Source organism: Flavobacterium sp. (assembly GCF_049590715.1).
Taxonomy (GTDB): Bacteria; Bacteroidota; Bacteroidia; order Flavobacteriales; family Flavobacteriaceae; genus Flavobacterium.
The window spans coordinates 1-8677 of record NZ_JBAWDL010000228.1 but is presented as its reverse complement, the minus strand read 5'-3'; the positions used below and the strand labels follow the sequence as shown (position 1 = coordinate 8677).

Here is an 8677-nt window from a genome sequence, read left to right as displayed (position 1 = left end):
GCTTCTAAATAAAACAAAACTTATATGACTTATATGTTTTAAATAACCTTTCCAACTTTGTATCTTTGTTTCATTCAAACAAAAGCAATGATTTACCCCAAAATACCTTTAGCGCAAAGCATTATTGAACTGTGTTTGGCCAAAGGAGTTACCACTATCGTTATCTCACCAGGTTCCAGAAATGCACCACTCACCATTGGTTTTGTCAATAATCCTAATTTTCAATGTTATAGCATTGCTGACGAACGTTGTGCTGCTTTTTTTGCTTTGGGGATCGCACAACAAACAAAGGAACCTGTTGCTGTGGTTTGTACCTCGGGTTCAGCAGTTTTGAATTATTATCCAGCGGTTGCCGAGGCTTTTTATAGTCAAATTCCATTGATCGTTATTTCTGCCGATAGACCGCAAGATAAAATTGATATTGGTGACGGTCAAACCATTCGTCAACAAAAGGTATTTTCTAATCATTCTTTGTACAATGCAAATTTGATCGAAGACCTCGAAGTACACAATCATTATGAAATCAACAAAGCTATTGATGCTGCAAGATTGCAAAGAGGTCCTGTGCATATCAATGCCCCTTTTGAAGAGCCTTTGTATGAAACCACTAGCGAACTTTCGGTGGCTATTACTGTTTCCGCTTTCGCAAAAGAGCCCCTGTTGATCGAAAAGTATGAATTAGAAGATTGTGTATCTCTTTGGAACAAAGCCAGAAAAAAACTAATTTTAGTAGGAGTAAATGCTCCAAATGATATTGACCAAGCAATTATTGAAAGTTGGGCGCAAGATCCATCCGTGGTTATAATGACCGAGACGACTTCTAATTTGCATCATCCAAGTTTTATCAACAATATTGATACTATCATTACGCCTTTTACAGCTGTTGATTTTGAGAATTTTCAACCAGATATTCTGGTCACTTTTGGCGGAATGATTGTTTCCAAAAGAATCAAGGCTTTTTTAAGAAAGTATGTCCCGCAAGAACACTGGCATGTGGATGAGTTACGTGGTTATGATACGTTTGACGCCTTGACAAAACACATAAAAACCAGTCCTAGTTTATTTTTCAATTCTCTTTTACCACTTACGCAAAAGGTAGAAAGTGATTATTTTGATACAATGGAAGCTATCTCAATGTTGAGAAATCAAAAGACAGCCGAATATTTGGCTAAAATTCCATTTTCAGATTTTAAAGTTTTTGATAAAATCATTTCGGTTTTGCCTAAAAATAGTCAGTTACAAATCAGCAATAGTTCAGCTATTCGATATGCACAATTAATTGCAATTGATCCATCTATCGAAGTTTTTTGTAATCGAGGAACTAGCGGTATTGACGGAAGCACTTCGACAGCGATTGGAGCTGCTGTGGCCAGTGCCAAGCAAGGAACTTTGATTACAGGTGATGTTAGTTTTTTATACGATAGCAATGGGTTGTGGAATAATTATATTCCTAAAAACTTCAAAATTATTTTGATTAATAATGGAGGAGGAGGGATTTTTAGAATTTTACCAGGACATCAGGAAACGAATGTTTTTAATACTTTTTTTGAAACAACACATCAACTAACAGCGGAGCATCTTGCTACCATGTTTGGTTTTGATTATCAAATTGCTGATTCGGACGAAAGTTTAAAACACGGTTTGCAATTGTTATTTGAAAAAAATGAACAACCTTGTATTTTAGAAATCTTCACGCCAACTTTAGATAATGATAAAATTTTATTACAGTTTTTCAAAGAATTAGTATGATTTTAGTAATGTTAAGAAATGGTATTTTGAACCGTAATTGATTAGGGTATAATTGCTTTTTTGTATTCAATTGGTTATATTTGAGAATATTAACCTTAATACTACTTTTTTTATGAGTGCAAGAGATGAATTAATTGTAAAATACGCATCCGATTTAAAAGACAAATGTGGCATAACGGCTAACATGGATTTATTAACCAAAGTAACCATTGGTTGCGGTCCTTCAATTTATAATAAAGATTCTTCTACTGTTGCTGGAAGTCAGAAAACAGAATTAGATACGGTTAAAAATAATTTTTTAATCAAAAAATTAGGACTTAATGATGGTCCTGAATTAGATGCAGGAATCGATGCTGTAATTGAAAAATACGGTCGATCGAACGCAAACAAGTATAGAGCAGTAATATATTATCTATTGGCTGTGCATTTTAAAAAAGAAAGTGTTTACAATTAATCGAGATTGTCTATAATAGTAAAAGCGCCTTTTGGGCGCTTTTTTTTATGTTTTTTAGGAAACAGTAAAATCTAAATTTATGTCTTTTTCTTTTTAAAAAAATCAAAAGTACGTTTCTAAGAGTGATTAGTTGCCGCTTCATCATATCGCGGTGTTGTATTGTTAAATAAACCAAGATTGACCTCAGGATAAGGGAACATTTCGTATTCTTTTAAAGCAGTTTCAAAAGGTGGCTCTAGTTTGGAGTACAAATACTTATTACCCTTTTTTAACAAATTTTGTTTTGAGTGTAACTAACGCTTAACAGTATTGTTTTAGTTCAGAGTATGCATTTCTATTTTCAATAAAACATTTTCTTTTTACTTTTGGCAATCCATTTTTGTTAAAGGCATTTTTGAGGTAAAATTTAAATTATTTGGATTTTTAAAAGTAGTACCACTATTGTCTAACGCACCATATCCTTCGATAAGTGTATTGTTATCAACCTTAAAGGCTACTTCTCTTGAAGATTGAGATCCTTCAGACTCAAAGGTGTAGGTTCCAGTCAAAATATTTCCTTTTAATTGTCCAGTAAAGGTTCCTGAATTTTTGTCTTTTTCGGCTAATAAATAGGTTAGATTTCCTTTGATATTAGTACCCATTTCGATGATTTCTAAAGTGACAGTATTTTTGCCATCATTAAAAATATAACATCCTAAATCAAGTGTATCTATTTCTTTTTTATCTGTTTCAACAATGGATTTATCTACTTTTTTTTCGTTGTTTTTACAGTTTAACATAGTTATTGCTATAAATAAAAAGAGTGATATTTTTTTCATAGTTTCTGTTTGTTAGCTTTAATCTATTTTTTTAAATTTAATTTGTTTTCCAGCTGTATTGGATAGAATTAATCTGTTGTTTTCGATGGTGTAAGCATTAACACTTTGAAGTGTCGTGATGAATTCTGGTTCTTTGTTTGAAATTTCACACATCTTTTCGGTGGTTACTACATTCATAAAGCGCAGTTTTTTATTTTCACAAAACAAAGTACCATTCATTTGGTTACAACCTGAAAAACCAGAAAATTTATTGGTACTCGCATATATTTCTATTAAAGGAAGACTTTTACTGAAGTCTTCTTTTTTGATTTTTTTACCATTAAGCTCTTCTAATACCCAAATGTCATGTAAGCGATAATCAGTGATATAGTGCCCGCAACCATTTATTTTTTCAAATTGAGTTGCGGTATTTTTCTTGTATTCAATAGAAACAGTATATGGTGATTTATGTCCTGACATTTCGTTAGTACAATTTTGTTGTACTATTTGAATATTGAATTGATCTGTTGCTGTTTTTACTCGATACATTTTTACATTGGCATCCATTGCTAAAATTGGTTCTACATGAGGAAGAACGATGGAATCTCCTATGGTTTTAAATACAATTTTATCCTCAGCAATGGATATGTTCCAAAAAGGTTCCGTTCCATTACATTCAAAATAGCTTTTTAGTTCAAAATTCTTATCTTTTTTAAGCGTATTGACCATTGTCTTAGTTTCTGTGTCATCTGTGTTTTTTGTAACAGCTACAGGCTTACAGCTTAAAAATGTTAAAAGAACAATTCCAATATAAAATAGTTTAAGCATTTCAACGAAATTTAAAATTATTCACTTCTTTTTTTGAAACGCATCATTGAAACATCGCCCACATTTAAATTGAGTTTGCCTTCTTTGTCAATTGAATAATTGTCTATTTTTTTCATCATTTGTAAAAATAGCTGTTCTCCTCCGCCTTCGCAAAACATCATAGTTGTTGGTCCTGGCTCACCAAAAGTGATTACTTTATTATCTAAAGTATATTTTGCCATATATCCGTTGCAACTTGTAGTTCCACTTACTTCACTTGTTGTTGTATTGAATGTAATTTGTGGCTTTTTGTTAGGATATAAACCATCAAAAGCGATTCGTGGGCCTGAAATATAATCTAACTCCCAACTTGTATTTGAAAGAGTATCTGTTGATTTTTTGTTTTTCATAACGGAACATGAACTAATAAATAGAGCCAAGCCGTAGAAGAATAATAAAGCGTTTTTTTTCATAATTAAGATGTATTAAGATTATGTTTTTTTTTAAATCAAAATTAAAGGTTATTATGGGGAGTAAAGAATTCTTATTATCACAAAATTAATTAATACTTGTAAATAATCAATTTTGTATTCATTAATAAAAGGATAAGAATAAAAATCAGGAAATTGTTTCTAAATAAAATTCACACAAATTATGATATAGGAAGCTATAGCTAATGTCCTCTTTAATTTGATGTGGAAATATAATTAATATAAATCAAAAATCACCAACTTTATGTAGATACATTACCTGTATGAAAATAGTATTCGTTTTTTATTTGATAAGGGGATTTATTCTATAAAAAAAGGGATAGAACAATTTGAATTGCACTATCCCTTTGGTATTTATAAGAATATTTTTACTCAATAATCAATTTTTGTGATTTGGTAGTTATTCCATTGGTAGTAAGGGTCATAAAATAGATTCCTTTAGCTAAATCGGATACAGCAATTATTTGTGATTCAATAGTTTTTTCTACCGTTTTAACAATTGTCCCTAACGTGTTATGGATTTTAATTTTACCGTTATCAGGAGATACAATAGTTACGTTTTCTTTTGCAGGATTAGGATAAATTTTAAAAGATTTTTTTTCTTCATTTTTCACAGATAAAATTGTGTTTTTGAATGAAATATCATCAATGTAAAACAAAGCATTACTGCCAACAATATCAGTATTTTGTACTTGTAATTGTACTCTGTCACCATTTGTGTTATTTAGAACTGATGCGTTAGATCTTGTAAACGTTTTAGATATTTCTACCCATTGTCCTTTTTTAGCATTAGAAACGGGAACAATTATTTTGATCCAAGGATTAGCTAATGTAACAGTAATATTATTAAGAGTTGTGTTAGGATCAATCCAAATTTTCATTTTAATTTCATTAGCTCCAGCAGGAAGATTTAAAGAGCCAGCAGGAGCGTATATTGAATAATCAAATGTTGTTGGTAGAGCAGTGTTTTTAAAACGAAGACTAAAATCTCCACTGGCTACTTTTTCACCGTTCATATTCCAAGATGGCATACTTCCAGCAGCCCACCAATTAGTGCTTCTACCTTGTGAATAAAATGGACCTTCAAAACCTAATGCATTAAAGTAAGGTCCCTTTATTTCTTTTTGCCAAATACGTACATAGTCAATATTATATTCAGCTGCTGATGCTAAATCAGCTGCTGCAGGAAGACCATACCATGAGAAAACTTCGGCATCTAACCATATTTCTTGTGGGAAATCATGTCTCCAAATATCGTTAGCCTCTAATGTTTGTCGCGTAACGGTTTTGAATAATACTCCATTATAGTACATTTTCATATAATCTTTATCCCATTCAAAACCATATACAATATAATCACTTGCAACACGTATAGGTAAATCATATTCGTTTTTCCATTCATAATAATTGGCAGCTTTTGCAGGATCCCAGTTAATTACGTTGGTTCTATATTTTTTTTCAAGTGATGCATTTGTATTTTTGGTATTTACTTTAGGTACTTTACCATAATTCTCTGTCATGTCAATCTCAGATTGATATCCTGTTGTCCAGAAAGCACTAGTAACTGGTGCATTGGCAGCTTTGGATCTAATTTCCATATAGCCATATCTGAAAAATCGCTCACTCATTATACATGACTGCGTAATTGGACTGCTTTTATTTGTTCCTCCATAAGGTACTCCATCAAATGATTCGTTTATAAAAGTAAAGTTTGGTTCCCATTTTGACGAAAGAACCAATTCCCCATTTTCAATTTTGACATTTTGTGGGATGAATTGCCCAGGAGCTCTTCCTTTCCATTTACTTCTATAATCTCCATTTTCTCCAAGTATCCACCATTTAGTTTTGTCTAAAGTAGCAGCATTGAATTCATCACTAAGATCATTATTTGCTATCCAGCCCTGTGTATTATTAGGGTCAGAAGCAGGATAGTTTTGTGCTTGTACAGTAATTAAATTACAAGTAATTAAAACAAAGAAGGCGGTTGATTTTAAAGATAATCTTTTCATTTTTAATTAGGTTTGGGTTTTAAGTAGATTATTTTTTGACTAAAATAATAATCCAATTTGTAAAAATAGCTACTTCCCACCTTCTTATATGTTTGTATATTAGCCAGTAATGGGTTTATTTTACCTTATATTTTTGAAAATAGAGAATCGTACAAGATAAATGAATTTGTAAAATTGATTAGGGGACAAAAAAAGCACCAGTCTTATTTATAAGACTAGTGCTTTTTTATTAGTAAAAATACAGTTGTGAGGAATTATTTTTGAAATTCGATTTTGAAACCAATGATACTCCATTTTGGTAATTGCGTTGGTTGTTTGATGACCAAAGCTTCGTTTTCTATTTTCCAAGTAAGCTTTTCTTTGCTACCTAATATTTGGATGTTTTTAATTTTTTTGGTGTTTAGTTTTGCATTTTTACCCAATGATTTAATGAGGACATCTTTGGTTGGGTTTTCAAGACAAAAAGCATATAAGGTATTTTCACCTTTGGTTGTAAAACGAATATCATCCTCAGCGTATTTGATGTTCTTTTCGTTGAATTTGGCTGTTTTTACCGTAACGGCTTTGGTAGGTCTTTCACCAAAAACTTTCCATGGGCGCGAGCCATAAATACCTTCGCCATTCGTTTCTATCCAAGTTCCTATTTCGTCAAGAGCGTTTAGTAAGTCTTGTTCGATATCTCCTTCAGGTGTTTGAACGATGTTTATTAATAAGTTTCCATTTTTACTTACGATATCGCATAACATTTGTAGGGTGTAGGTAGCACTTTTGTACTCTTGTCCCGTTTTGTAATACCAATCGCCTATTGAAGTATCCGTTTGCCAAGGGTACGGACTAATTTCGTCCATCACACCACGCTCCATATCTTCGACCCATTTTCCGCCTGAATATTCTTTGCAATTGTACACAGCTTCTAATTTGCCATTGTTAGCGGTAATGTTAGTGTTATAAAAATTAGCAATCATGGTACGACCAATGTCGCCAAAAGGCAATTTACTGTCAGAATACAACAAGTCAGGCTTGTACATAGCAACTAATTCATTGATGCGTGCCAGCCATTCTTTTTGAGAAGCAACATCAGTAGTCATCCATTCTTTGTCGTCTGGAGCTAGTTTTTTATGGTATAAATCAATGTATTTTGGATCATTTCCATCATAAGGAACATCTTTGAATTCTCCTTTTTTGTCGGCACCTTTATTGGTTTGGAACCAAGTGTAACTGGCTCCTAAATGTTCTGAAACACCAAATTTCAATCCCTCTTTTTTAGCGGCTGCTTGCCAAAGCCCTACAATGTCTTTATGAGGTCCCATTTTTACCGAATTCCAATCGTGTAATTTAGAATTCCACAAAAAGAAATTGTCGTGATGAGTTCCCATACTCACAAAATATTTGGCTCCCGCTTTTTTGTATAAAGCCATTAATTGTTCTGGATTAAATTTTTCAGCTTTCCACAACGGAATGATGTCTTTGTATCCAAATTTTGAAGGATGTCCGTAATGTTCTAGATGGTATTTATAGTCAGGACTGCCTTCTTGGTACATTTTCTTAGCGTACCAATCTCCTTGTCGTGGTACAGCTTGCGGCCCCCAGTGCGACCAAATTCCGAATTTCGCATCCCGAAACCAGTCTGGAAATTTGTATTGTTCTAAGGATGCATCAGTGGCTTTATAAGGTCCTGGAGCAATGGCGGTACTGTTTTGTGCCTGTCCTGTTAAGCTAGCCCCCAGGAATAGTGTTAGCGCAATTTTAGTGAATTGGTTTTTTTTCATCTTTTTATATTTTGGTTTCTTTACCTGATTCTCTAATTTGGTTATACGATGTGAAAAGAGCATCTATTTTAGACTTGTATTTTGGATCGTCAATTAAATTTTTATTTTGTTTTTCTTCTACATTATCCTTTAGATTGTAGAGTGCATAAGGAGTTCTAATCTTATCCGTTTTGTCTTTTTTATCAAAGGCGATAATCAATTTCCAACCGTCTTGAGTAATAATCGCTTCTTTTGAAGTTCCTGATTGTGAGATAATATAAGGATGCACTTCGGCTTTGTTTTTGCCTAATAAAATAGGCAGTAAATTAGCTGAATCGATCGCTTGACCTTCTGCAATTTTTTGGTTCGTTACTGCCGCAAGGGTTCCTAAAATGTCTAATCCTACTATTGGCGTATCCGAAACGGTTTTGGCTTTGATTTGTCCCGGCCATGAAACTATAAAAGGGACACGGTGCCCGCCTTCATAAGGTTGGTTTTTACTCCCTCTATAAATATCACTTGGACGGTGCCCAGAAGCAAGGGTTTCTTTGGGTTGCAATCCTCCGTTGTCTGAAGTAAAGATGATAATGGTATTGTCATACACCCCTTTTTTCTTCAAACT

The 8677-nt window shown here is 32.9% G+C and carries 9 protein-coding genes; 2 read left to right on the top strand and 7 right to left on the bottom strand.

Going from position 1 to position 8677, the window contains the following annotated elements:
* Positions 1-87 precede the first annotated feature (87 nt).
* Both menD and WBQ70_RS10435 read left to right on the top strand, forming a co-directional pair.
* Positions 88-1749, top strand: a complete 1662-nt coding sequence (menD, locus tag WBQ70_RS10440; protein WP_423913801.1) for a 2-succinyl-5-enolpyruvyl-6-hydroxy-3-cyclohexene-1-carboxylic-acid synthase — start codon at positions 88-90, stop codon at positions 1747-1749.
* Between the two features lie 112 nt (positions 1750-1861).
* Entirely contained in the window at positions 1862-2203 is a 342-nt protein-coding gene (locus WBQ70_RS10435; RefSeq protein WP_423913798.1) for a DUF2853 family protein, read from the top strand.
* Positions 2204-2319: 116 nt separating this feature from the next.
* Here the strand turns inward: WBQ70_RS10435 and WBQ70_RS10430 are convergent, their stop codons facing one another.
* The 7 genes from WBQ70_RS10430 to WBQ70_RS10400 form a co-directional block, all read right to left on the bottom strand.
* The gene (locus WBQ70_RS10430; RefSeq protein ID WP_423913795.1) at positions 2320-2454 is read right to left on the bottom strand and encodes a hypothetical protein; all 135 of its coding nucleotides are present in this window, start codon (positions 2452-2454) and stop codon (positions 2320-2322) included.
* Between the two features lie 108 nt (positions 2455-2562).
* A complete protein-coding gene (locus WBQ70_RS10425) occupies positions 2563-3021 on the bottom strand; it encodes a hypothetical protein (RefSeq protein ID WP_423913794.1) in 459 nt (152 codons plus the stop codon).
* Between the two features lie 18 nt (positions 3022-3039).
* Complete coding sequence (locus tag WBQ70_RS10420) at positions 3040-3828, bottom strand: META domain-containing protein (protein WP_423913791.1); 789 nt, start codon at positions 3826-3828, stop codon at positions 3040-3042.
* 17 nt (positions 3829-3845) lie between these two features.
* Positions 3846-4280 carry an META domain-containing protein gene (locus tag WBQ70_RS10415; RefSeq protein ID WP_423913788.1) on the bottom strand — a complete coding sequence of 145 codons (435 nt, stop codon included), beginning with the start codon at positions 4278-4280 and terminating at the stop codon, positions 3846-3848.
* A gap of 386 nt (positions 4281-4666) precedes the next feature.
* Positions 4667-6307 (bottom strand): T9SS type A sorting domain-containing protein, encoded by a 1641-nt coding sequence (locus WBQ70_RS10410; RefSeq protein WP_423913785.1) that lies wholly within the window; start codon positions 6305-6307, stop codon positions 4667-4669.
* A gap of 254 nt (positions 6308-6561) precedes the next feature.
* A complete protein-coding gene (locus WBQ70_RS10405; protein WP_423913782.1) occupies positions 6562-8076 on the bottom strand; it encodes an alpha-L-fucosidase in 1515 nt (504 codons plus the stop codon).
* A 4-nt stretch (positions 8077-8080) separates the two neighbouring features.
* The coding region (locus WBQ70_RS10400; protein WP_423913779.1) for a sulfatase-like hydrolase/transferase at positions 8081-8677 on the bottom strand (597 nt) is incomplete at its 5' end.

Coding starts and splice junctions, on each gene's coding strand:
- menD (WP_423913801.1), top strand. CDS start 88: ATGATTTACCCCAAAATACCTTTAGCGCAAAGCATTATTGAACTGTGT.
- WBQ70_RS10435 (WP_423913798.1), top strand. CDS start 1,862: ATGAGTGCAAGAGATGAATTAATTGTAAAATACGCATCCGATTTAAAA.
- WBQ70_RS10425 (WP_423913794.1), bottom strand. CDS start 3,021: ATGAAAAAAATATCACTCTTTTTATTTATAGCAATAACTATGTTAAAC.
- WBQ70_RS10420 (WP_423913791.1), bottom strand. CDS start 3,828: ATGCTTAAACTATTTTATATTGGAATTGTTCTTTTAACATTTTTAAGC.
- WBQ70_RS10415 (WP_423913788.1), bottom strand. CDS start 4,280: ATGAAAAAAAACGCTTTATTATTCTTCTACGGCTTGGCTCTATTTATT.
- WBQ70_RS10410 (WP_423913785.1), bottom strand. CDS start 6,307: ATGAAAAGATTATCTTTAAAATCAACCGCCTTCTTTGTTTTAATTACT.
- WBQ70_RS10405 (WP_423913782.1), bottom strand. CDS start 8,076: ATGAAAAAAAACCAATTCACTAAAATTGCGCTAACACTATTCCTGGGG.